This is a genomic window from Micromonospora sp. L32, assembly GCF_052068055.1.
GTDB classification, from domain to species: domain Bacteria; phylum Actinomycetota; class Actinomycetes; order Mycobacteriales; family Micromonosporaceae; genus Micromonospora; species Micromonospora purpureochromogenes.
On sequence record NZ_JBQHDD010000007.1, the window covers coordinates 368,629 to 390,171 of the forward strand.

16 protein-coding genes are annotated in these 21,543 nt (G+C 73.9%); 8 read left to right on the plus strand and 8 right to left on the minus strand.

Annotated features, from left to right (window positions below):
* Positions 1–93: 93 nt before the first annotated feature.
* On the minus strand, positions 94–705 hold the full coding sequence (locus tag ACTMTB_RS21220) for an antibiotic biosynthesis monooxygenase (protein WP_210778629.1): 612 nt from the start codon (positions 703–705) through the stop codon (positions 94–96).
* A 444-nt stretch (positions 706–1,149) separates the two neighbouring features.
* Here ACTMTB_RS21220 and ACTMTB_RS21225 point away from each other — a divergent pair, with 444 nt between their 5' ends.
* Genes ACTMTB_RS21225 through ACTMTB_RS21245 form a run of 5 tightly spaced genes read left to right on the plus strand, consistent with a single transcriptional unit; the run spans position 1,150 to position 5,715 of the window.
* A complete protein-coding gene (locus ACTMTB_RS21225) occupies positions 1,150–1,413 on the plus strand; it encodes a DUF6343 family protein (protein WP_179804193.1) in 264 nt (87 codons plus the stop codon).
* A gap of 12 nt (positions 1,414–1,425) precedes the next feature.
* Positions 1,426–2,838: an NADP-dependent succinic semialdehyde dehydrogenase gene (locus ACTMTB_RS21230; protein ID WP_441148027.1), complete on the plus strand. Its 1,413-nt coding sequence runs from the start codon at positions 1,426–1,428 to the stop codon at positions 2,836–2,838.
* Between the two features lie 40 nt (positions 2,839–2,878).
* Positions 2,879–3,844 (plus strand): TIGR03885 family FMN-dependent LLM class oxidoreductase, encoded by a 966-nt coding sequence (locus tag ACTMTB_RS21235; RefSeq protein ID WP_441148028.1) that lies wholly within the window; start codon positions 2,879–2,881, stop codon positions 3,842–3,844.
* Positions 3,845–3,880: 36 nt separating this feature from the next.
* On the plus strand, positions 3,881–5,461 hold the full coding sequence (locus ACTMTB_RS21240; RefSeq protein WP_441148029.1) for a Na+/H+ antiporter: 1,581 nt from the start codon (positions 3,881–3,883) through the stop codon (positions 5,459–5,461).
* Positions 5,458–5,715, plus strand: coding sequence for a UBP-type zinc finger domain-containing protein (locus tag ACTMTB_RS21245; RefSeq protein WP_441148030.1), 258 nt, complete (start codon positions 5,458–5,460; stop codon positions 5,713–5,715). Before ACTMTB_RS21240 ends, ACTMTB_RS21245 begins: the two co-directional genes overlap by 4 nt.
* An 18-nt stretch (positions 5,716–5,733) precedes the next feature.
* Here the strand turns inward: ACTMTB_RS21245 and ACTMTB_RS21250 are convergent, their stop codons facing one another.
* From ACTMTB_RS21250 to ACTMTB_RS21260, 3 genes are all read right to left on the minus strand, one after another.
* Complete coding sequence (locus tag ACTMTB_RS21250) at positions 5,734–7,026, minus strand: MFS transporter (RefSeq protein WP_441148031.1); 1,293 nt, start codon at positions 7,024–7,026, stop codon at positions 5,734–5,736.
* A 125-nt stretch (positions 7,027–7,151) separates the two neighbouring features.
* Entirely contained in the window at positions 7,152–8,144 is a 993-nt protein-coding gene (locus ACTMTB_RS21255; RefSeq protein WP_441148032.1) for a helix-turn-helix domain-containing protein, read from the minus strand.
* Between the two features lie 137 nt (positions 8,145–8,281).
* Positions 8,282–12,016, minus strand: coding sequence for a S8 family peptidase (locus ACTMTB_RS21260; RefSeq protein ID WP_441148033.1), 3,735 nt, complete (start codon positions 12,014–12,016; stop codon positions 8,282–8,284).
* A 269-nt stretch (positions 12,017–12,285) separates the two neighbouring features.
* On the opposite strand from ACTMTB_RS21260, the gene ACTMTB_RS21265 reads away from it, so the two are divergent.
* Both ACTMTB_RS21265 and ACTMTB_RS21270 read left to right on the plus strand, forming a co-directional pair.
* On the plus strand, positions 12,286–13,425 hold the full coding sequence (locus ACTMTB_RS21265; RefSeq protein WP_441148130.1) for a snapalysin family zinc-dependent metalloprotease: 1,140 nt from the start codon (positions 12,286–12,288) through the stop codon (positions 13,423–13,425).
* A 220-nt stretch (positions 13,426–13,645) separates the two neighbouring features.
* A complete protein-coding gene (locus tag ACTMTB_RS21270; protein ID WP_441148034.1) occupies positions 13,646–14,245 on the plus strand; it encodes a GNAT family N-acetyltransferase in 600 nt (199 codons plus the stop codon).
* A 45-nt stretch (positions 14,246–14,290) separates the two neighbouring features.
* Here ACTMTB_RS21270 and ACTMTB_RS21275 read toward each other — a convergent pair whose 3' ends face one another.
* Positions 14,291–16,900, minus strand: coding sequence for a glycoside hydrolase family 9 protein (locus ACTMTB_RS21275; protein ID WP_441148035.1), 2,610 nt, complete (start codon positions 16,898–16,900; stop codon positions 14,291–14,293).
* A 242-nt stretch (positions 16,901–17,142) separates the two neighbouring features.
* Here ACTMTB_RS21275 and ACTMTB_RS21280 point away from each other — a divergent pair, with 242 nt between their 5' ends.
* Positions 17,143–17,868, plus strand: a complete 726-nt coding sequence (locus ACTMTB_RS21280; RefSeq protein WP_441148036.1) for a PP2C family protein-serine/threonine phosphatase — start codon at positions 17,143–17,145, stop codon at positions 17,866–17,868.
* 12 nt (positions 17,869–17,880) lie between these two features.
* Here the strand turns inward: ACTMTB_RS21280 and hrpB are convergent, their stop codons facing one another.
* From hrpB to ACTMTB_RS21295, 3 genes are read right to left on the minus strand one after another with little or no spacing between them, the layout of a single operon-like run.
* Positions 17,881–20,394: an ATP-dependent helicase HrpB gene (gene hrpB, locus ACTMTB_RS21285; RefSeq protein ID WP_441148131.1), complete on the minus strand. Its 2,514-nt coding sequence runs from the start codon at positions 20,392–20,394 to the stop codon at positions 17,881–17,883.
* Positions 20,395–20,418: 24 nt separating this feature from the next.
* Entirely contained in the window at positions 20,419–20,619 is a 201-nt protein-coding gene (locus ACTMTB_RS21290; protein ID WP_441148037.1) for a DUF397 domain-containing protein, read from the minus strand.
* 40 nt (positions 20,620–20,659) lie between these two features.
* Complete coding sequence (locus tag ACTMTB_RS21295; protein WP_088962881.1) at positions 20,660–21,502, minus strand: helix-turn-helix domain-containing protein; 843 nt, start codon at positions 21,500–21,502, stop codon at positions 20,660–20,662.
* Between the last annotated feature and the right edge of the window lie 41 nt (positions 21,503–21,543).

The window sequence follows — 21,543 nt, forward strand, 5'->3', positions numbered from 1 at the left end:
GGTAACTCTACGGGGGCGGCCGGCCGGGTTGGGCCGTTCGTGTCGACTTTCAGGCAGAGTAAATATTTAGAAACATGGATTTGATAGGACGGGTCAGCGGGACGCCCGCCACGGCGGCCGCTGCCCGTGCAGCCACCAGTGCAGCGCCCGGGTGATCCGGGGCAGCACGAGGTACGTCATCAGCGGGGTCAGGCAGAGCGTCATGAGCAGCGTCCGCGCGGCCAGCGGCACCCCGCCGATGAACCGGGCGGTGAGCAGGGTGGCGGCCAGGCTCAGCGGAAAGAACGCCAGCCAGATCGTCACCGCCTGCTTCCAGCGCGGCGGGGACACCGGCGCGGCCGGCTCGCCGACGGCCGGCGCCAGGGTCTCGACCACGTGGTCGACCGGCGGGTCGAACCAGCCCTCGATCCCGGTGCGCCGCTCGACCCGGGTGTGCTCGACGATGCCCTGCGCCGAGGTGAGCCACCAGTTCCGCTGCGGGGACTCCTCCCAGCGGCGCAGCGTCTCGTGGTCGGCGAACCGGTAGAGCATGTGCCACTCCGGCGAGCCGGGCGCGCTCTGCACCCAGCCCATGCCGAGGAACCCCGGAAAGCTCTCGGCCAGCGCGCTGCCGGCCCGCATCCAGGCGACCATTTCGTGGGCGCGCGCGGGGTCGGCGCGCCGGGCGATGGCGACGGTCACCGGCACCGCGTGGGTCATGGTCATGCCCTCATCCTTCCCGCCCGCGCCGGGGCCGGCCCGGTCGTGGCGCGTCGGTGTAACGCAACCCACCGCCGGCCGCATCCGCGGCATACCCGCTCCGTGGCCGGCATCACCGCCCCGCCCTCCCGAGCCACCCCGGACCCCTGAGCGCGTCGGTCCCGGCCCGGTTTGCGGCGTGTCGCGGTGACGTCGGGCCGGGATGGCGCGACACGCCGCAAAGCGCGTGCCGCGGCCGCGATGGCCGAGACGCGTTGTCCTGCAGCGGCCGCCGTGGCGTGACTCGCTGTTTGCGGCGTGTGGCGGTGACGTCGGGACGGGATGGCGCGACACGCCGCAAACGGGGCCCCGAGGTCCGGTTCGCGGGCGGGCGGCGGGCGGGACGGCGGCGGTCGGTGCGGCGGCTGGGGCGGGCGGTTAGGGCCCGTCCTGCGGGGGTAGGCCGGAGGAATGACGAGATCGCAGCCCCGGCGTGCCCGTGGCACGGTCGGCCACGCGTACAGCGCGTTGAACCTCCGGCTCGCGCTGGCCCTGTTCGGCCTGGTCACCATGACCGTCTTCGCGGTGCTGGCGTTCTGGGCCGACGTGGTCTGGTTGGGGGTGGTGTGCGCGGTCTTCGCCGTGGTCGCCGTGGTCGACCTGGTCGTCATCCAGCGCCGCCGCGCCGCGCGCCGCCGTGAGGAGCCGGGCGTGCGGCACTCACTCTTCGAGTGACAGGAGTACGAGATGCCCATCGCCACCACCAATCCCGCCAACGGGCAGCTGCTCAAGTCGTACGAGCCGATGTCGGCCGAGCAGATCGACGCCGCGATCGACCGGGCCGACGTGGCGTTCCGGGACCTGCACGGCACCACGCTCGCCCAGCGGGCGCAGTGGATGAACGCCGCGGCCGATCTGCTCGACGCGGAACGGGACGCCACCGCCCGGCTGATGACCACCGAGATGGGCAAGACGTACGTCGCGGCGCAGGCCGAGGTGACCAAGTGCGCCACCGCCTGCCGGTTCTACGCCGCCAACGCGGAGCGGATGCTCGCCGACGAGCCGGCCGACGCCGGCGCGGTCAAGGCCAGGCGGGCCTTCGTGCGGTACCAGCCGATCGGGCCGGTGCTCGCGGTGATGCCGTGGAACTTCCCGCTCTGGCAGGTGATGCGGTTCGCCGCGCCGGCGCTGATGGCCGGCAACACCGGCCTGCTCAAGCACGCCTCCAACGTGCCGCAGACCGCCCTCTACCTGGAGGAGCTGTTCCGCCGGGCCGGCTTCCCCGAGGGCGCGTTCACCACCCTGCTGGTCGGCTCGGAGGCCGTGGACCCGATCCTCAGCGACCCGCGGGTCCGCGCCGCCACGCTGACCGGCAGCGAGGGGGCGGGCCGCTCGATCGGCCAGATCGCCGGGCGGGAGCTGAAGAAGACGGTGCTGGAACTCGGCGGCAGCGACCCGTTCGTGGTGATGCCGTCGGCCGACCTGGACCGCGCCGCCGAGGTCGCCACCACCGCCCGCTGCCAGAACAACGGCCAGTCCTGCATCGCCGCCAAGCGGTTCATCGTGCACACCGACGCCTTCGACGCCTTCGCCGACAAGTTCGCGGCCAACATGTCCGCGCTGCGGGTGGGCGACCCGATGGACGAGAACACCGACGTGGGGCCGCTGGCCAGCGAGCGCGGCCGGGACGAGATCCACGCCCAGGTGCAGGACGCGGTCGACCACGGCGCCACCGTGCTCTGCGGCGGCGAGAAGCCCGCTGGCGCCGGCTGGTTCTACCCGCCGACCGTGGTCACCGACCTGAACCCGCAGATGCGGATGTGGTCGGAGGAGGTCTTCGGGCCGGTCGCCGGCCTGTTCCGGGTGTCGTCCTACGCCGAGGCGATCGAGGTCGCCAACGGCACCGCCTTCGGCCTCGGCTCGAACGCCTGGACCACCGACACTCAGGAGCAGGAGCGCTTCGCCGTCGACCTGGACGCCGGCAGCGTGTTCATCAACGGGATGACCACCTCGTACCCGGAGCTGCCGTTCGGCGGCGTGAAGAACTCCGGCTACGGCCGGGAGCTGTCCGCGCTCGGCATGCGGGAGTTCTGCAACACCAAGACCGTCTGGGTGGGTGAGGGCGCGGCATCGGCCGGTGCCGGCGCGCACGCCGAGTAGCCCGCTTTTGGCCGGACACCGTCATGGGTAGGGATAGCCCATGACGGTGTTCGGCTTCCATGCCTCCCACGAGCAGATCCACCCGAGCCGGCTGCTGGATGCGGTGATCCACGCCGAGCGGGCCGGCTTCGACGCCGCCATGTCCTCGGACCACTTCTCGCCGTGGAGCGCCCGGCAGGGCCAGTCCGGCTTCGCGTGGTCCTGGCTCGGCGCCGCCCTCCAGGCCACCGGCCTGCCGTTCGGCGTGGTCAACGCGCCCGGCCAGCGCTACCACCCGGCGATCATCGCGCAGGCGATCGGCACCCTCGGCGCGATGTACCCGGGCCGGTTCTGGGCCGCGCTGGGCACCGGCGAGGCGAGCAACGAGCACGTCACCGGCGACGGCTGGCCGCGCAAGGACGTGCGCGCCGCCCGGCTGCGCGAGTGCGTCGACGTCATCCGGGCGCTCCTCGCCGGCGAGGAGGTCAGCCACGACGGCCTGGTCCGGGTCGACCGGGCCCGGCTCTGGACCCGCCCGGAGCAGCCGCCGGCGCTGATCGGCGCGGCGGTCAGCGCCGCCACCGCGCGCTGGTGCGCCGAGTGGGCGGACGGCCTGATCACCGTCAACGCCCCCACCGCACACCTGCGGCAGATGATCGACGCCTACCGGGACGCCGGCGGGCGCGGCCCGCTGCACCTGCAGGTGCACGTCAGCTGGGCGCCCGAGCAGGCCGAGGCCGAGGCGATCGCGTACGACCAGTGGCGCAGCAACGTCTTCGCCCCGCCGGTCTGCTGGGACCTGGACACCGCGGAGCACTTCGACGCGGTCTCCGAGCAGGTGCCGATGGAAAAGGTCGCCGAGGTCGTCAACATCTCGGCCGACACCGGCCGGCACGTCGGCTGGCTGGAGGAGTACGTCGAACTCGGCTTCGACCAGATCGCCCTGCACCACGTCGGGCAGGAGCAGCGCGCCTTCATCGACACGTTCGGCGCGCAGGTGCTGCCGAAGCTGCGGACCACGGCCTGATCTCGTCCCGCCGGCGGGCCCCCTAGGCTCGTACCCATGGAGGCTCTGTTCCAGGTCGTGGTCTTCCTCGCGATCGCGACGTTCGGCGCGGCGCTGGCCCGGCGGCTCGGCGTGCTCGCGCCCATCCTGCTGGTGGTCCTCGGTCTCGCCCTGTCCTACCTGCCCGGCTTCCCGCAGGTGCGGCTCGACCCGGACCTGGTCCTGGTCGGCATCCTGCCGCCGCTGCTCTACGTCGCGGCCCTGGAGACGTCGGTGCCGGCGTTCCGGCTGAACCTGCGGCCGATCCTGCTGCTGGCGGTGGGACTGGTGCTGTTCACCGCGTTCGTGGTGGGCACCGTCGTGTACCTGCTCATGCCGGGCCTGCCGTACGCGATCTGCCTGGCGCTCGGCGCGGTGGTGGCGCCGCCCGACGCGGTGGCCGCCACGGCGGTGGCCCGGCGGGTCGGGCTGCCCCGCCGAATCGTGACCATCCTGGAGGGCGAGAGCCTGGTCAACGACGCCACCGCGCTGGTGCTGCTCCGTGTCTCGATCATCGCCGCGACCGTGAGCGGCGGCCGGGTGGAGTTCGGGGAGGTGGCCTGGGAGGTGCTGCGCTCCACCGGCGGCGGCATCCTGGTCGGCCTGCTCGGCGTGGTCGTCTTCGGCTATCTGCACAAGCGAACCGGTGACGCGCTGCTGGACAACGCGCTGTCGCTGATCGTGCCGTTCGCGGTGGTCTTCGCCGCCGAGGAGATCCACGCCTCCGGGGTGGTCGCGGTCGTGGTGACCGGGCTCGGGATCGGCCACAAGATGCCGCTGCTGATGTCGGCGGCCTCGCGGCTGCAGGTCGGCGCGTTCTGGCGGCTGGCCCGGTTCCTGCTGGAGGGGCTGGTCTTCCTGCTGGTCGGCCTCCAACTACGGGAGGTGGTCCGCGACCTCGACGAACCGATCGGCCGGCTGGCCGGCGTCACCCTGGCGGTGCTGCTCGCCGTCTTCCTGTCCCGGTTCGTCTGGCTCTTCCCCGCCACCTACCTGGCCCGGCTGGTGCCCCGGGTGCGACGCCGGGACCCGGCCCCACCGGCGCGGGTGCCGATCGTCCTGGGCTGGGCCGGGATGCGCGGGGTGGTGACGCTCGCCGCCGCGCTGGCCCTGCCGCTGACCCTGGCCGGGGGCCGGCCCTACCAGCGGGAGCTGTTCATCTGGCTGGCCTTCGCGGTGATCGTGGTGACCCTGGTGGTGCAGGGGGCCACCCTGCCGATGGTGGCTCGCCGGCTGAAGCTGCCGCCGGACGACCCGGTGCAGGACGCGCTCTCCGCCGCGGCGGTGCAGCAGCAGGCCAGCAAGGCGGCCCGGGACCGGCTGTACGAGCTGGCGCCCGGCGCGCCGTCGTCGGTGGTGGAGCGGCTGCGCGAGCTGCTGGAGGCACGGACCAACCTGGCCTGGGAGCAGCTGGGCGGCGAGGGCCGGGAAACCCCGTCCCAGGCGTACGGCCGGCTGCGGCAGGAGATGATCGACGCCGAGCGGGAGGTGTACCGGGCCGCGCGTGACTCCGGCCGGATACCGGAGGAGGTGCTGGTGCGGGCGTACCGTGACCTGGACCTGGAGGAGTCTTTGCTGACCCGGGAGGCCGACGAGTGAGCTGCCAGCACCTGACCGAGGCGGGCGACGCCGAGCCGCAGGCCGAGGACGTCTGCCCGGACTGCGTCGCCATCGGCAACGACTACTGGGTGCACCTGCGCGCCTGCCTGACCTGCGGGCACGTCGGCTGCTGCGACTCCTCGCCGCACCAGCACGCGACGAAGCACTTCGAGTCCAGCGGGCACCCGGTGATGCGCTCGATCCAGCCGGGGGAGACCTGGCGCTGGTGCTTCGTCGACGAGGAGATCGGCTGACCGGTCCGGTTGCCCGGATCAGTGGCGGCCGGCGGCTCCCCGTCGCCCGGCAGCATGGGGCGCCGGTGCAGGCAGGTCGTTCGCCGCCTGCCCCGCACCGCCGGCGAGAGCCCGCCGGGTCAGGGTCGGGACGAGCAGCCCGACGAGCGCGAAGAGCAGGGCCAGCGCGCACCACCCGGCGACCCCGCCGTCGAGGACCGCCCAGGTCAGCAGCGCCGGTCCGCCGGCCCGGGCGAGGCCGGCGAGCAACCCGTCCACCCCCTGGTACGCCCCGATCGACTCCGGCGCGGCCAGCCCGTAGGCGAGCCCCGCGCCGGCGCTGCTGTGCCACAGGTCGCCGACGGTGTAGACGGCGGTGGCGAGCAGCAGCAGGCCCGTCGCCGGCCCGGCCGGTGTGCCGGTGGTGGCCGCGTACAGCAGCATCGCCACCGCCAGCACCAGGCCGGCCCGGCGCATCGCGGCGGCGGCCGGGACGGCGGTGTCCGCGCCCCGGGCGAGCCGCACGGCCAGCAGCACCGTGAGTGACGTGTTGACCAGCAGCACCGCCGACACCACGGCCGGCGGGGCACCGGTCCGGCTCACCGTCCACAGCGGCACGACCAGGGTGAGCACCGTGGCGTGCAGTGCCAGCACTGCCGACGCTCCGCTGACGGCCAGGAACGGCAGGTCCCGCAGCGCCCGCGCCCGACCCGACGTGGCCGGCCGCGCCGGGGCCGCCGGGGGCGGGTAGCCGGGCAGGCGCATCAGCAGCGCCGCCGACACCAGATAGGTGGTCGCGTTGCCGACCACCAGCACCTGGTACGCCAGGTGCGTGTCGGCCGCCAGGGCGAACCCGGCCAGGCCGGCGCCGAGCGCGATGCCGAGGTTCGCCACCGCGCGCAGGGTGGCGAACGCCTGCACCCGCCCCGCGGGTCCGCCGACGGCGGCGACCAGGGCGGCGCGGACCGCCAGGTTGCCGGCGGTGAGCAGCGCGTCCAGCACCGCCACCATCAGGAACGCGGGGAAGGACGCCACCAGCAGGTACGCCCCGGCGACCGCGGCCTGCAGCAGTTGCAGCAGCGCGCGCAGCGTACGCGGGTCGCGGCGGTCGGCCAGGCCGCCGAGCGGGACGGCGGCGGTCAGCCCCAGCAGCCCGGCGAGGGTGAGCCCCAGCCCGACCGAGGCGGGACTCAGCCCGACGTCCCGGGTCAGGTAGAGGGGCGCGCCGGCCAGCCAGAGCCCCGAGCCGACGGTGTTGGCAAGCGTGGCCAGGGCCAGGGTGCGCAGCCGACCGGGCGGCGGCAGTGGCGACCAGCGCCCGGGAACGGTCATCGGCTCGACCGTAGGGACCGGCCGCCGCCTGCGGGGACCCGCGGCGGGCGACGCCGGTCACACCTTCGCCGCACTCGGGGCCTGGCGGTGTTTGTCCGCCGTGAGAACGCCCGGTTGGCGGGCGCTCAGGCGTGGCCCACCCACCCGTTCTGGACGGCGTACCAGCTCAGTTGCATCCGGGTGCGGACACCGGCCGTGTCCATCAGGTGGCGCAGCCGTCGTTGCAGCGTACGCAGCGACAGGTCGAGCTGCGTCGCGACCGCCTGGTCGGTGAGCCCGGCGAGCAGCAGCGCGATGATCTTACGGTCGAGGTCGGTGGGTTCGTCGGTGGCCAGCTCCGCGAGCTGCGCCGGGCCGGCCCCGACGGTGGACAGCTCCAGCGGATGGGCGCGCTGCCATACCGCGTCGAACAACGCCTCCATCGCGGTCAGCAGTCCGCTGCGGTGCAGCAGCACCGCTCCCGGCTCACCACCGGGCGCCACGGCGAGCGGCACCAACGCCAGGTCGGCGTCGGCGATGGCCAGTTTCATCGGCAACTCGTCGACCACGCGCAGCTCGACGCCGCGGCCCAGCGAGTCGACGGTCTCCTCGACGTGACCGGGCTGCTCCAGCACCGCACGCTCGAGCACGGCGCGGAAGCGGATCCCGCGCTCGACGGCCGCCGTCTCGGCCGTGTTCTCGCCGGGCGGCACGGCGATGAACGGCGCGGTGATGAACAGACGCAGCTGGGTGCGGGCGGCCTGTTGCAGCTGGAGGAAGCGGTGCCGGATGGCGTCGACCCCGGTCACCACCTCGATCAGCTCGCCGATCGTGCGTCCGGCCACCGCCGCCCGGTGCTCCTCGGCGAGGGTGACGAGCGCGTGCTCGGCCATCCGGAGCGAGTCCCGCCGCTCGGTGATCAGCGCGCCGAGCCCGACGGCAGGTGGCGTCGCCCGGTACGCGCCGGTCGGGTCGCGGTTGACCAGACCGACGTCCTCCAGCCGGGCCAGCGCCCTGGCGGCGTCCGGCTCCGCCAGTTCGAGGAGCTCGGCGATCCGCAGCGCCGTGGCGCTGGGTCGGTTGAGCAGGGCGCGGTAGATGGCCTCCTCGGCGGGCTCCAGCCCGAGCGCGGCCAGCATCGGTACCCGTCCCTCTCGCCGTACGCGGTAGCGGGGAGAGTATGCGCCATGGCTGCTGACTTCGGTAGGTCGGCACGAGCCGGTGCCCGGCGGGACGGGCCCTGGGACGTGGTCGCCCCAGGGCCCGCTGAGCTGGCTCATCGCAGGCCGTAGGCCCGGATGATCTCTTGTTCGATGCCGTACCCGCTGTCTGTCGCGGCGCCGGCGCGCACCGAGACGAACCCGTTCGCCTTGGCGGGCGCGCGGAAGGTGCCGTTCCACCAGCCGTCGGCGTTCCTGGTGAGGGTCACCGACCGCCAGGTGGCGCCGTCGTCCGACGAGACGTCCAGCGTGACGCTGGTGATCTTGCCCGGGATGGTGCCGGCGTCCGAGGGTCGCGGCCGCACGGCGATCTGGTGGACGGCGTTCGCCTGGACGTCGCCGCGCAGGTCGGTCGCCAGCCGGTAGTCCAGCTGCAGCACGGAGAACGGCCGGATGAAGTCCGCGTCGACCGTGTCGGAGCGGAACGTCCACTCGGTGTGGGTGCGGGTCGACAGCCGGAACACGTCGCCGGGGCGTTCCGCGTCGAGGACGGCGCGGTAGGGAAGGTCGCCCGCGGGCACCTCCATCCACTGCATGTCCGTGCTGAACGGGTTGTCGTGGATCAGCGTGTCGCCCTGGAAGACCCGCAGATGGGTCGGGGTCTCACCCCACGGCAGGTAGCCGCCCAGGCGTTGGACCTCGCTGGACGAGCTCCACGGCTGCACGTTCCAGGTCATGAAGTTCTGCCAGCGCTCGTTGGTCACCGAGAAGGCGTCGCTGAACGCCGGGCGCACCGCCGGGGCGAACCAGTCCAGCCGGGTGGTGGCGCCGGCCGGGAAGGTGTTGACGCCCGACACCACCTCCCACGGCAGGGCGCCGTGGATGTTCTGGGCGTGCGACTCGGCCCAGACCTGGTCCGGGCTGACCCACTCGGTCCTGGTGCCCGGGTGCCACTCGCGCTCGTGCTCGCCGAGCGTCGGGATCAGCGTCATGTCGTAGCGGTAGCCGGAGCCCTCACCGTCGCGCACGCCGTAGTAGCGGGCGTCGATCCGGGCGAGGTCGTGCTGGCTGGGCCGGTAGACCAGCGGCCGGTCCGGCACCCGCCCCGGGTAGTCCCGGGTCAGGTCGTAGACGAAGTCGCTGTACTCGGACTGGGTGACGGTCAGCTTGCGGCCGAGCCGGGCCAGCGCGATGAGGGCCTTGCCCGCGTCGCGGTGCACGGTGGCGACGGGGATCGGCGACTGGCCGACGTACTCCGTCAGGCCGCCGACACCGTCGTTGACGACGATGAGCGCCTTGGCGCCGGCCGCGACAGCGGCGGCGGTGCGTTCCTCGGGCGTGACCGCGTCGCTGCGTCTGACGACGACGACCTTGCCCTTCGCGTCGACCTTCCGGTAGTCGTCGGCGGCACCCGTGCCCGCATAGGCCGACCCCACGGTGTCGCGGGCGTCCGCCAGCGTGCTGCCCCGCTGCACCAGGGTCTCGAATGCCGGCTGGCCATCCGGTGCGCTGAGCCCGAGCATGGGCTCGCCCTTGCGCCAGCGGGTGGTCAGCGTGAACTGGCCCTGCGTCATCGGCTCGGTGGGCGAGACGTACAGGTCGTCGTAGTTCGGTGGGACCAGGTACGCGTTGCGGAACGTCAGGCCGAAGCCGTCCACCACGCTGAAGTCGACCTTGCGCTGCCGGTCCTCGGTGCGTTGCGGCGCGTCGGTCTGCAGCAGGCGAGCCTCGCTCGCGTTCAGGACGACCTCGGTGTCGCGCTGGAGCACGGTCTCCGGATCGACCAGCACCGCCAGGCCGGACCGGTCCGCCCGCTCGCCGGCCACGTCGAGGTTGGCCGCGACCAGGTACGTGCCGACCGGCATGCGCATGGTCGTCTCGCCGTCGACGTGGATCGCCCACGGCCAGGAGTCGCCGGACTTGCTGATCCCGACCCAGCCGGCGGCGGGCTTGCCGTCCCGCCCGACCAGCTTGATCTTCAGGTCGTAGCGCTCCTCCTCCTTGACCAGGGCCACCGAGGTGCGGGTCACCGCTCGGCCGGTGGCCGCGTCTGTGCCGACCACGTAGCCGGTGAACCGGCCGAAGTCGGCGGCCCGCGGGTCACCGGTCACCGGCACCGTCGCCTTGCCGCCGGCCGGCACCGTCACCGTGGACCCACCGAGGGTGAACTGGCCGCCGGTGCTGGTCAGCGCCAGGTTCAGCGTGACGTCGGTGGCGCCGTGGTTGGTGAGGACGAGGTCCTTGGTGACGGCGACGTCGGTCGGTTCGTGGGGCCAGTCGTAGTTGCCGAAGAACAGTGAGCCGGTGGCGGTCACCGTGGTGCGCGTGGCGGCGGCGACGTCGAGCCGGCCGGTGCCGACCTCGTACGGCGAGTACCACTCCGCCAGGCCCTTCGCGCTGCTCATCAGGTGCTCCTTGACCTGAGCGCCGGTCCACCCCGGGTGTTGCTGGGCCAGGATCGCCGCCGCGCCGGCGACGTGCGGGGTGGCCATGGAGGTGCCGCTGATGGTGCGGTACGGGCCGTCCCCGCCGTCGGTCATCGCCTGCGAGCGCGCTGCGGTGATGTCCACGCCGGGCGCCGAGATGTCCGGCTTCATGCCACCGGACCAGGCCAGCGGGCCGGTGCTGGAGAACCCCGCCAGACCGTCCTGCTTGTCCGTCGCGCCGACGGTCAGGGCCGATGCGGCCGCGGCCGGGGTGGAGATCGTCTCCGGGCCGGCGTTGCCGGCGGCGATGACGAACAGCGTCCCGTACTGCGCGGACAGCGCGTCGACCGTCTGCGACATCGGGTCGCTGCCGTCGGAGGGCATGGTGTCGCCCAGGCTCATGTTGACGACGTCGGCACCGGACTCGGCCGCCCACTGCATGCCGGCGATGATCCACGAGTCCTGGCCGGAGCCTTCCTCGCCGCCGAGCACCTTGCCGACGATCAGGTCGGCGCCGGGGGCGACGCCCTTGAGCTCGCCGCCGGAGGCGGCGCCGCTGCCGACGATCGTGCTGGCCACGTGGGTGCCGTGCCCGTTGACATCGGTGATCGCCTCACCCGGCACGAAACTGGCGGTGCCGTCGATCTGGTCCTTCAGGTCGGGGTGGTCGACGTCGACGCCGGTGTCGAGCACCGCGACCTTGACGCCCTTGCCGTCGTACCCCGCCGACCAGGCCTCGGGCGCGCCGACCAGCGGCACGCTCTCCTTGAGGTTGACCTTGACGCGGCCGTCGAGCCACAGCTTCGCCATGCCGGCGCCCAGCTCCGCCTTGCCGCCGCGCGCCGGGCCGGCCGCCGGCGCGACGGCGGACCAGAAGGTGCGGGCCTGCTTCTTGTCGGCGGCGAGCGCGGCGCCGTGGATGCCCGCCAGTTTGCGGACCACCTTGCTGCCGCGGGGCGCGGTCGGCTGGACCGCCGCGCGGGCCGTCGGCCCGGCGTAGGTCGCGATCAGCGGCACGCCGCCGGCCTTCGCGTCGTCGTAGCCCATCTCCACCAGGTCGGAGACGTTGAACAGCCGGCGGTCCAGCTTGTCGGCGCTCAGCAGCGCCGCCGCCTCGTCGGGGACGACGTACAGGTCGCCCTTGATCTCCTGCATGCGTACGCCGCCGACGGCGTCGTCGGGCCGGTCGACGTCGGCGATCTGCCGGCCGTCGGCCAGCGTGGTGATCGTGACGACGTCGCCGGTGACCAGCGTGACCTTGTGGGTCGCGGAAGGCTTGGGGGGAACGGTGGGCCTGGACGGCGCGGCCTGCCCGGGCGCTTGCGCGACGACGGCGCTGGCAGCCAGTACCGGGACCATGGCGGCCGCCGCGACCAGCTGCCAGCGACCGCGGCGCCGGCGAGATGGCTTTGAGGGTGAGGACATGTCACGGGTTTAGCGGTACGCCGGCGACCGCGTGAAGGGCTGGTGACGACGGTCTTCTGCCATGGCGCGGATCCGCCAACCAGGATCGCGCGATACCCGGAGCTTTCGCCCACCTCGACCGCCCGCCCGCCGTGCCACGGCCAGCATATGACGAATCCGGTATTCCACAGACACCCATCGATACATCTAGCATCAATGGACATCTATCGATGGGAGGTCGGATGTTCCGACGACACAATCTTCCGCGTACGGCGGGCGCCCTGCTCGCGATGGTGCTGGCGGCGCTCGGCCTGGTGGCGGTCGAGACGACGGCGGCCTCGGCGGCCGTCCGGACCGTCTACTACGACGCCAGCCGGGCCGGCGAGTTCCGCACCAACTTCGACCAGGCCGCCACGATCTGGAACAGCTCGGTGAGCACCGTGCGGCTCGCGCCGCGCACCCCCGGCAACGTCACCATCTACGTCGACGACGGCTGGCCCCGGGCGCAGCCGACCGGGCTCGGCTCCGGTCGGGTGTGGATGGGCCGGCAGGCGGTGAACCAGGGGTACGACCGGACCCGGATCGCCACCCACGAGATCGGCCACATCCTCGGCCTGCCCGACCGGCGTACCGGGCTCTGCTCCGACCTGATGTCCGGCAGCAGCGCGCCGGTGTCCTGCAGGAATGCGTACCCGAGCGCCGCCGAGGCGTCCCGGGTGAACTCGCTGTTCGGCGGCACGCTCACCGCGCCCACCGGGGTCAGCTACACCTGGACCGGCGCCGAGGACCCCGGGCCGTTCGTGGTCGGTGGCCGCCCGGCCAGCGAGAACTACCCGTGGATGGTCTACGTCTCCGGCTGCACCGGGACGCTGATCAAGGCGAACTGGGCGGTCACCGCCCGGCACTGCTCGACCCCGTCGTCGGTGCGGGTGGGCAGCGTCAACCGCACCACCGGCGGGACCGTGGTCCGGGTGACCAGGGCGGTGAGCCACCCGTCCGTGGACGTCAAGCTGCTGCAACTGGCCAGCTCGGTCAGCTACGCCCCGGCGCCGATCCCGGGCACCTCCGGCGCCGTCGGCACGGCCACCCGGATCATCGGCTGGGGGCAGACCTGCCCGCAGCGGGGCTGCGGCTCCGCACCCGCGGTCGCCAACGAGCTCGACACCTCCATCGTCGCCGACAGCCGCTGCATCGGCATCAACGCGACGTACGAGATCTGCACCAACAACACGAACGGCAACTCCGGCGCCTGCTACGGCGACTCCGGCGGCCCGCAGGTGCGGCGGATCAACGGAGTGTGGAACCTGATCGGCGCCACCAGCCGGGCCGGCAACAACAACCCCACCTGCGCCACCGGCCCGTCCATCTACGTCGACCTGCCGTCGATCCGCTCCTGGATCAACACCCAGGTGGGCGGCCTGCCCGCCTGAGTACGACCCGTACACCCTGGGGCGTCCGTTCCTTCCGCAGCGGGCGCGGACGCCCCACCGGGCCGCCCCGACCGCCGCCGTTTTTCGTCGGCCTGACCGCCGCCGCCCGGGCGCGGGCCGGGCGGCGTGACCGCTGCCGGTCCGAGCCGGGCGGTCCAGGTCGGCCGGGCGGCCCGAAATTCGGTGGGCGGCATGCGCCGCAGCTGGTTGGGTCTGGGCCGTGGAGCGGATCAGAACGGCCCGGATGGACGAACTCGCCGACCTGCAACGGATCGAGGTGGCCTCCGGCGCGCCGTTCCGGGAGATCGGCATGGTCGACATCGCCGACGCGCCGCCGCTCGACCTGGATGTGCTCGGGGACTGCCAGCGGGCCGGCCGGGTCTGGGTGGCCCTCGGGCCGGACGACCAGCCGATCGCCTTCGCCGTGGCGCACCTGGTCGACGGCTGCGCCCACGTCCAGCAGCTCAGCGTCCACCCCAGCCACGCCCGCCGGGGCGTCGGCCGGCGGCTGCTCGACCACGTTGCCGGCTGGGCGGGGCGGCGGGGCCTGCCGGCGCTGACCCTGACCACCTTCCGCAGCGTGCCGTGGAACGCGCCGTACTACGCCCGGTGCGGGTTCGTGGAGCTGTCAGCGGCACAGGTCGGCCCCGGCCTGGCGGAGGTGCTGGCGGCCGAGGCGGCGCTGGGCCTCGACATGACCGACCGGGTCGCGATGCGCAGGGCGACGGGCGAGCGGGCGGTCGCCGACCGCCGGCCCGGAGTGGCGGCAGTTTCACGGAAAGAGTGGCCTCCCGGAGCCGGGAGGCCACTCTTTCCCTGAACGTGCGCGGATCGTGACCGGCGCGTGGCGTGCCGGAATGAGGGGTCAGGACGGGGTGCAGGCGGCGCCGTTGAGGGTGATCAGGTTGGGGGTGGGGTTGGCGAGGGTACCGGCCTTGCCGAGCAGGCCGAAGGTGACGCTGCCGCCGGGCGGGATCTTTCCGTTGTACGCCAGGTTCCGGGCCGTCACGGTGGCGCCGGACTGGCTGACCTGGGCCGTCCACGCCTGCTCGACCTTCTGGTCACCGGTGAAGGCGTACCGGACGGTCCAGCCGTTCACCGCGCTCGTGCCGGTGTTGCGGATCGTCACCTGGGTGTTGAAGCCGTCCGGCCAGGCGCCGTGCACCTGGTACGTGGCGGCGCAGCTCTGCGCCGGTACCGCCCCGGCGTCGCCCTGGTCGGCGAGGAACGAGGCGAGCCAGGCCAGCGCCGAGTTCCAGTTGATCGCCACCTCGTTGGTCGCGTACGAGTTGATGTCGTCGACGTAGCAGAACATCGGCTTGCAGCCGGCGAGCAGTTGGGCGGCGTACGGGTCCTGGAGGGCGGCGTTCGGGCCGCCGGCCAGCGAACCGGCCGGCGGGTTCGGCAGGTCGGGGTTCAGCTGGTGGCCGAAGATGCGGCTGTGCTGGTTGCGTGCGTGCTGCTCGCCCCAGCCGGTCACGTACGACATGTTGAGCGCGTTGCGGCCGAGCAGGTAGTCCGTCGCCTGCACCGCCCCGTCCCGGTAGGTCGCCTTCCGGGTCAGGTCGAAGGCGGTGGCCAGCACGATCGCGTTGTTGACGACGTTGCTGTTGCTGCCCCACACGTAGTTGCCGGCGTCAGCGGGCAGCGGCAGGCCGTACGCCTGGGCGCGCAGCGCCGCCAGGTACCGGTCGGCGGCCTCGGTCACCGAGGCGCGGATCCGGGCCTTCTCGGCGGCCGGCAGGCCGTTCGGCACGGTGGCCAGGTCGAGGCGGCCGAGGGCGGCCACGCTCTGCCAGCCGAAGGCCCCGCCGGCGGCGAAGACGTCGCCGGTGTGGTGCGGCGAGGCGGTCAGGTCGTCCAGGTAGCTCTTCTTCCCGGTGGTCAGGTACAGCTCGACCGCCGCCCAGTAGAACTCGTCGGTGACGGTGGTGTCGTCGTACGCCCCGCCGCCGGTGCCGTCGGCCGCGCTGGCGTAGATCGCCGGGTGTGCTTTCGCGGCCGCGTACGCGGTCCTCGCGGCGGTGCCGCAGCGGGCGGCGAAGGCCGCGTCGTAGGGGGCGAAGAGGCGGGCGCACTGGGCGGCGACGGCGGCCAGGTTGAGGGTGGCCGCGGTGGACGGCGGGTGCAACTCGCGCGGCTGCGGGTCCTCGTGTGGGGCCAGCGGCAACCCGGTCCAGTTCCGGTCGTGGATCTTGTGGTGGGCCATCCCGGCGAGCGGCCGGCCGGCCGGCACCTGCATGCGCAGCAGGAACTCGAGCTCCCAGCGGGCCTCGTCGAGCACGTCGGGAACCGCGTTGCCGCGCTCGGGCACCCGCAGGGTCGCGTCGCCCAGCGCCGCGCCGCCGTCGGCGGTCTCCGCCGTCTTGGTCCGCTCGAAGGTGTTCAGCAGCTGGTAGGTGGCGATGCCGCCGTTGACCACGTACTTGCCGTGGTCGCCGGCGTCGTACCAGCCGCCGCGCACGTCGAGGGAGTAGTCGCAGACGCCGGGCTGGCAGGGCACCTCGGTGTCGCCCTGGTTGGGCGCGACGCCGACGTGGCCGGCCGGGCGGGCGTACTCGGCGCCGATCAGGTCGCCGTCGATCGGGGTGCCGCTGCGCTGGGCGTAGAAGAACTGGAGGGAGTCGGCACGCAGCCGGTCGTAAAGGCCGCCGGAGATGTCGAACGGGTGGCTGGTCTCGCCGTCGGCGACCAGCGTGTAGCCGGTGCCCGGCGTGCGGTACGCGGAGAAGTCGACGGTCTGCACGTGCTGCCCGGAGGCGGCGTCCACCCCGCGCGGGGTGCTCTCGCCGCTGGCCACCACCGCGCCGGCCGCGGATCGCAGCTCCCAGCGCAGCGGGTCGGTCGCCTCGGTCACCACCGTGGCGTTCTTCGGCCCGCCCGGCAGGTAGCCGACCTGGTTGACCCGCACCCGGGGGCCGGTGTCCGGCTGGTAGGGCGGGGCCGCCTCGCCGCCGCGCAGCGAGACGTTGTCGAGGCAGATCCGCTGCTCGGCGGCGGACCCGCCGACCTGGAAGATCAGCTGCGCGGCGGGGTTGTCGTCGGGCACGGTGAAGGTCTGCTCGACCCGGGTGCTCTCGGGGCCGGCGGTGGCGCCCACGGCCGCGTACGTGGTGTAGGGAGCGCTGCCGAGCTGGAGGACGGCCTTGATCGCGGTGCCGGGGGTGGCGGAGACGTCGAAGCCGAGCCGGTACTCCGCGCCGGCGTTGAGCCGTACCCCGTCCTGGCCGATGCCGGCGTCCCAGGGGTTGGCCGACCCGCCGGGGACGGTGGTGCAGAGCCGGCCGTCGGCCGCGTCCAGCGCGCCCGTGCCGTAGGAGAACCAGGGGGAGACACCGGCGCTGAAGTCGCCGTTGCTGAGCTGTTCGGGGGCGTCCGGCGGGACCTCGGCGCGGGCCACGCCGGTGCCGGCGCCGGTGAGGGCCAGGGCGGTCGCCGCCAGCAACGCGAGGTGTTGGCGTCGGATTGGGATCACGGGGGATTCCTTCCGGGCGGGGGAGCGGTGGGGGTCGGGAGGGAGCGGTACCTGGGAGCGCTCCCACCACCGCCCGATGTTTCCAGCGCATCTCGTCGATGTCAATTGATCGGGCTGGATGACCTTCCGGCCGAGGTGGACGACCCCCGGGAACGTGAAGGACAGTGAGATTCGCCGCGCCACGACCCGTCGTCCTGATCTCCTAGAGACAACAGCGGCCTTCGCCTGGCAGGCTGCCTCCCATGACCCTGAAGCTTCGTTCCGTCGGGACGAGCGACCGTGGGCTGATCCGAAGCGGAAACCAGGACGCCCTGCACGCCGGTGCCTGGCTCGTCGCCGTCGCCGACGGCATGGGCGGGATGGCGGCCGGCGACCTGGCCAGCCGGATCGCCATCGACGCGATCGCGCCCCTGGACGTGGAGACCCCCGAGGACGCTCTGGTGGCGGCGCTGCAGAGCGGCATCGAGCTGGCCACCACGCGGATCCGCCAGGCGGTCGCCGAGGATTCGGAACGGCAGGGCATGGGCACCACACTGACCGCCCTGCTCTTCTCCCGGACCGGCAGCTGCCTCGCCCTGGCCCACATCGGCGACTCCCGGGCCTACCTGTTCCGCGAGGGCACGCTCAAGCAGATCACCCGGGACGACACCTTCGTGCAGATGCTCGTCGACCAGGGCGTGATCAGCCCCGAGGAGGCCGCCAGCCACCCCCGGCGGGCGGTGGTCACCCAGGCGCTCCAGGGCGAGGACGTCTCCCCGACGTACGCGACCATGGTCCCCTGGGCGGGGGACCGCTGGCTGCTGTGCAGCGACGGCCTCTCCAACGTGGTCCGCCCGGACACCCTCGCCGAGGTGCTGGCCGAGACCGCCGACCGGGAGCTGTGCGCCCGCCGTCTGATCGACCTCGCGCTGCGGGCCGGCGGCCCGGACAACGTCACCGTGCTGATCGCCGACATCGTCGAGGAGTGAGCCGGAGCCGGTTCAGCGGCGCCGGGGTGTGGCGTGCCGGGTGGGCGTGGCGCTGCCCGGGTCCTCCGGCCACGGGTGGCGCGGGTAGCGGCCGCGCAGCTCGGCGCGGACCTGCGGGTATCCGGTACGCCAGAACGACGCCAGGTCGGCGGTGACCGCCACCGGCCGGCCGGCCGGGGAGAGCAGGTGCAGCAGCACCGGCACCCGGCCGTCGGCGATCCGGGGCGCCGCCGGCCAGCCGAACGTCTCCTGAAGCTTCACCGCCAGCACCGGCGCCGCCGGGTCCGCGTAGTCGACCCGGATCTTCGAGCCGCTGGGGACCTCGATCCGCTCCGGCGCCAGCTCGTCCAGCCGGGCCGCCTGCCGCCACGGCAGCAGCCGGCGCAGCGCGGCGGCCACGTCGATCCGGGCCAGGTCGGCCCGCCGTCGCGCGGCGGCCAGCTCCGGGCCGAGCCAGTCGTCGACGGCCGCGAGCAGCGCGTCGTCGCTGACCTCGGGCCACTGCTCGCCGAGCGCCCGCCGGCAGAACGCCATCCGCTCCCGCAGCGCGCGGGCCGCCGGCGTCCAGGTCAACACCGACAGGCCTTCCTGGCGCAGCCCGTCGCGCAGCGCCGCCGCCAGCAACGTCTGCTCCGGCCGGGCCAGCGGGCGGGCCAGCAGCTCGATCGCACCGAGCCGGACCACCTCCCGGGCCACCACGTCACCGTCGACCCAGCCGACCTCCCGCGCCTCGCGCAGCAGCGGTCCGCCCGCCTCCCGGGCGGTGGCCTCGTCCAACCCCGCCGCCAGCCGCACCCGGGCGGTCGGCGCCCCGGGTGACCGGTCGGCCACCGCGACGGCCAGCCAGTCGACGCCCGCCAGCCCCGACCCGGGCGCCAGCTCCGCCGCGGTCCCACCCGCCATCAGGTACGACCTCCCGCCGGCCCGGCGGACCCGGGCCAGCCGTTCCGGGTACGCCAGCCCCACCAGCAGCCCGGCGGCCAGGTCGTCGGGCAGGTGGTCCCGGCCCCCGGCACCGGGAGCGGTGGGCAGGGCGGCGCGCAGCCGGCGTACCTCGGCCCGCCAGCGGGCGGTGGCCCCCGGATCGGCGTTGCCGCGCAGCCGCCGCCAGCCGGCGACCAGGTCGTCGTCCCGGCCGGTCAGGCCCTCCTCGGCCAGCAGCGCGACCAGCTCCGCCGCCCGGTCGGCGCCGACCCGCGGCGCACCGTCGAGCAGGGCCCGGCCCAGCCGGGGATGGGCGCCGGCGGCCGCGATCGCCCGGCCCCGCCCGGTGATCCGGCCGTCCGCGTCGACGGCACCGAGGCTGGCCAGCGTCTCCCGGGCCACCGTCAGCGCCGCCGGCGGCGGCGGGTCGGGCAGGGCCAGCGCCGTGCCGTCCGGGCTGCCCCAGGCCGCCAGTTCCAGGGCGAAGCCGGTCAGGTCGGCGGTGGCGATCTCCGGCTCCGGCTGCGCCGCCAGCCGCTCGTGGGTGGCCGCGGACCAGCAGCGGTAGACGTGGCCGGGTGCCTCCCGCCCGGCCCGGCCGGCGCGTTGCGTGGCGGCGGCCCGGGAGACCGGGACGGTGACCAGGGCGCCCAGGCCGCGGGACAGGTCGGTGCGGGCCACCCGGCTCAGCCCCGCGTCCACCACCACCCGGACGCCGGGCACGGTGAGGCTGCTCTCGGCCACCGAGGTGGCCAGCACCACCCGGCGGCGGTCGGCCGGCCGCAGCGCCGCGTCCTGCGCGGCGCCGGGCAGCCGCCCGTGCAGCGGCAGGACGGCCACCCGGTCGGTCAGGTCCGCCAGCCGCCGGGCGACGCCGGCGATCTCGCCGGCCCCGGGCAGGAAGACCAGCAGGTCCCCCTCGCGCTCGTGCAGCGCCCGCCGGACGGTGGCCGCCACGTGGTCGAGCAGGGCCGGGTCCACCCGACCGGCGCCGGGTGGGGTCACCGGCCGGGGTGGGGGCGCCCAGATTCGGGTGACCGGGTGCAGCGCCGCCTCGGCCCGGACCACCGGGACCGGCCGGTCCGTGCCGAGCAGCGCGGCGAACCGGTCCGCCTCCGGCGTCGCCGACATCGCCAGCAGCCACAGGTCGGGGCGCAGGGCGGCCCGGGAGTCCACCGCGAAGGCCAGCGCCAGGTCCGCGTCGAGCTGCCGCTCGTGGACCTCGTCGAGCAGCACCGCGCCGACCCCGGGCAGCTCCGGGTCGTGGTGCAGCCGGCGGACCAGCAGGCCGGTGGTGACCACCTCGATCCGGGTGCCGGGGCCGACCCGGCGCTCCCCGCGCACCGCGTACCCCACCCGTCCGCCGACCCGTTCACCGAGCAGGTCGGCCATCCGGCGGGCCGCCGCGCGGGCGGCCACCCGACGCGGCTGGGCCACCACCACCCGGCCCTCGACCCGGTCGGCCACCGCGAGGGGCGCGAGCGTGGTCTTGCCGGTGCCAGGCGGCGCCACCAGCACCGCGCCGCCGGCCTCGGCCAGCGCCGCGACCAGCGCCGGCAGGACCGGACTGACCGGCAGTCTCAGGGGTACGTCGGAGAGCACGGTGCCCACTGTGGCACCCGGCGGTCAGCCGGGGCGCACCGCGTCGACGCCGGTGACGAAGGCGACCCAGGTCGCGGACGAGAAGACCAGCACCGGCCCGCCCCGGTCCTTGCTGTCGCGGACGGCGACCCGACCGTCGACGGTGGCGACCTCCACGCAGTTTCCGTTGCCACTGCTGCGCGTGCTGGTGCGCCAGTCCGCCCGGGTCAGGTCGAGCGCGGTCATCCCCGTACCTCTCGTCTTCTGCGGGCGTGCCGCGATGCGGTCACGCAAAGTTACGAGAAGCGGCCTCCAGGCGGGCCACGGAGTCCGCCGGATCCAGTGCCATCCGGCACAGCTCCTCGTGCACAAGGCTATACCCGCGCACGTGACCGGCATCCTCCAGAGCCAGCCCCATCGTGAGATTGTCCAGGTAAACCACGGAGGCGTCGGCGGCGTCGGCGAACTGCAGGATGACGTACGGGGTGCTCATCGCCGGATGCGCCCCGGCCGTGAATGGAAGTACGTAAATAGTCACGTTCGGTGATTGTGCGATCCGAGCCATGTGGGTCAGCTGCTCGGCCATCACCGCCGCCCCGCCGACCGGGCGCAGCAGCACCGCCTCGTTGAGCACCACGGAGAGCTGGACCGGGGACTCCCGGCGCAGCACCTCCTGTCGGCGCAGCCGGGCGGCGACCTTGCGCTCCAGCCCCTCCTCGCCCGCGGTGCGCCGGTAGATCTCCCGCGCGTACGCCTCGGTCTGGAGCAGACCGGGCACCGACTCCGCCTCGTACGTGCGCAGCGTCGCCGCCTCGGCCTCCAGTCCGACGTAGAACTCGAACCATTCCGGTAGGACGTCGCTGTAGTTCTGCCACCAGCCGCGCTGCTGCGCCCCGCGGGCGATCTCGATCAGCGCCTCCGCGTCCGCGCCGGTGACCGCGTACAGCGCCAGGGCGGCCCGTACGTCGCGCGGCTTGATGCCGATCTGGGCGTTCTCGATCCGGGACAGGTTGCTCTTGGACATGTCGAGCTGGCGGGCGGCGACGTCGAGCGTCATGCCGGCGCGCTCGCGCAGTTGACGAAGTTCGCGGGCGATCCGGCGGCGGCGGACGGTGGGGCTGGCGGTCACCCTCTGAGTCTGGCACGGCAAGATCCGCAGGTCGCGCCAGT